1 rRNA gene is annotated in these 2,918 nt (G+C 51.8%); it reads right to left on the reverse strand.

From position 1 onward, the window contains the following. Positions 1–48: 48 nt before the first annotated feature. Positions 49–2,869, reverse strand: a 23S ribosomal RNA gene (locus AAHB90_RS32300). Between the last annotated feature and the right edge of the window lie 49 nt (positions 2,870–2,918).

Genomic DNA, 2,918 nt, shown 5'->3' on the forward strand with positions numbered 1-2,918 from the left:
TCTTTTCATGTCATATTGGAAGTAGAAGAGATGAAGGATAAAGATTAAATGTGCAAGCTGTTGGGTAATTAGTACTGCTCAGCTAAGTGTATTTCTACATGTATACCTGCAGCCTATCAACGTCGTAGTCTACAACGACCCTTATGTGGAAGATTCATCTTCGGGCTAGTTTCGCACTTAGATGCTTTCAGCGCTTATCTATTCCCCACATAGCTACCCGGCCATGCTACTGGCGTAACAACCGGCTCACCAGCGGTGGGTCCACCTCGGTCCTCTCGTACTAAAGGCAGCCCCCGTCAATCTTCCTACGCCCACCACAGATAGGGACCGAACTGTCTCACGACGTTCTGAACCCAGCTCGCGTGCCACTTTAATCGGCGAACAGCCGAACCCTTGGGACCTTCTCCAGCCCCAGGATGTGACGAGCCGACATCGAGGTGCCAAACCTCCCCGTCGATGTGAGCTCTTGGGGGAGATCAGCCTGTTATCCCCGGCGTACCTTTTATCCTTTGAGCGATGGCCCTTCCATACAGAACCACCGGATCACTATACCCTGGTTTCCCACCTGCTCGACCCGTCGGTCTCGCAGTCAAGCCTGCTTGTACTATTGCACTCCACACACGGTTACCAAGCGTGTTGAGCAGACCTTTGGAAGCCTCCGTTACACTTTTGGAGGCGACCACCCCAGTCAAACTACCCACCATGCACGGTCCTGCTCACAAGAGCAGTTAGATCCCAGGCCAGCGAAGGGTGGTATTTCAACGTTGGCTCCTGAACGCCTGGCGACGCCCACTCACAGCCTCCCACCTATCCTACACATCCCTGACCCGAAAACAATGCAAAGCTATAGTAAAGGTGCACGGGGTCTTTCCGTCCCGTGGCGGGTAAGCGGCATCTTCACCGCTACTACAATTTCACCGAGCTCACGGCCGAGACAGTGCCCAGATCGTTACACCATTCGTGCAGGTCGGAACTTACCCGACAAGGAATTTCGCTACCTTAGGACCGTTATAGTTACGGCCGCCGTTTACTGGGGCTTCGATTCAATGCTTCTCTTGCGATGACATCCCCTCTTAACCTTCCAGCACCGGGCAGGTGTCAGGCCCTATACGTCAACTTTCGTTTTGGCAGAGCCCTGTGTTTTTGCTAAACAGTCGCCTGGGCCATTTCTCTGCGGCCTCTCTTTGCAGAGGAGGCTCCCCTTCTCCCGAAGTTACAGGGTTAATTTGCCGAGTTCCTTAGCCGTGATTCACTCGAGCACCTTAGAATATTCTTCTCGACTACCTGTGTCGGTTTACGGTACGGGCTGCATACAGCTGGCGTTTCAAAAGCTTTTCTTGGAAGCGTCTTCGATGATTCGCTTTGCCCGTAGGCTCGGCTCAACGCACTATTCCGTCAGTACGTACCATCCACGTCGCTCCGTCACTCTTTCACACTGCATGCAGGGGCAGGAATATTAACCTGCTGTCCATCGGTAGTCGCCTGTCGGCTATACCTTAGGCCCCGCCTAACCCTCCGTTGATTAGCATAGCGGAGGAATCCTTAGTCTTTCGGTGTGCGGATTTCTCATCCGCATTATCGTTACTTATGCCTACATTTGCTTTTCTCACCAGTCCAGCCCGGCTCACGCCGAACCTTCACCCCTGTGAGAATGCTCCCCTACCGATATGTATAAATACAATCGCATAGCTTCGGTAATATGCTTGATGCCCGTTTATTATCGATGCCCGCCCCGCTCGACCAGTGAGCTGTTACGCACTCTTTAAATGTATAGCTGCTTCCAAGCTAACATCCTGGCTGTCTCTGCAGTCGGACCCCCTTAGTTCAACTTAGCATATATTTTGGGACCTTAGCTGATGCTCTGGGTTGTTCCCCTCTCGGACTGGGACCTTAGCACCCCAGCCCTCACTGCCGTGTATATCATGCCCCATTCGGAGTTTGTCAGAATTTGGTAGGATTTGACTCCCCCTAGTCCTATCAGTAGCTCTACCTGAACATGACTCAACCACAACGCTGTTCCTAAAAACATTTCGGGGAGTACGAGCTATTTCTCAGTTTGATTGGCCTTTCACCCCTACCCACAATTCATCCGAAAACTTTTCAACGTTTACCGGTTCGGTCCTCCACGATGTGTTACCAGCGCTTCAACCTGATCATGGGTAGATCACAAAGTTTCGCGTCTACGGCCACTGACTAATCGCCCTATTCAGACTCGCTTTCGCTTCGGCTCCTGTACTTCATACATTAACCTTGCCAGTAACCGTAACTCGTAGGCTCATTATGCAAAAGGCACGCCGTCACCCGTAGGCTCCGACCGCTTGTAAGCGCATGGTTTCAAGTTCTATTTCACCCCGCTGCTCGCGGTACTTTTCACCTTTCCCTCACGGTACTCGTTCACTATCGGTCTCTCAGGAGTATTTAGCCTTGGCGGATGGTGCCGCCGGATTCAGAGGGGATTTCACCGGTCCCCACCTACTCAGGATACCCACTCAGATAAATTCACTGCCTGTACGGGATTCTCACCCTCTACGATTGGCCTTCCCATGCCATTCCAGTTCGCTATTTATCCACTTGGTGGGTCCTACAACCCCACTCTGGCCGTAACCAAAGTGGTTTGGGCTCTTCCGTGTTCGCTCGCCACTACTTACGGAATCATTGTTATTTTCTTCTCCTGCGGGTACTTAGATGTTTCAGTTCCCCGCGTTTGCCCCCCGTAGGGTAATCAGGCTTCACCTGACTGGGTTGCCCCATTCGGATATCTATGGATCAATGCATATGTGCTGCTCCCCATAGCTTTTCGCAGCTTATCACGTCCTTCATCGCCTCTGAGAGCCTAGGTATCCCCCATGCGCCCTTAATTCGCTTGCGCGACTTTATTCTTCTTCTCTTCTACTTCGCAATATGTCAATGAACTCGTT

Origin of the sequence: Dyadobacter sp. OTU695 (assembly GCF_038440355.1) — a bacterium.
GTDB lineage: Bacteria > Bacteroidota > Bacteroidia > Cytophagales > Spirosomataceae > Dyadobacter.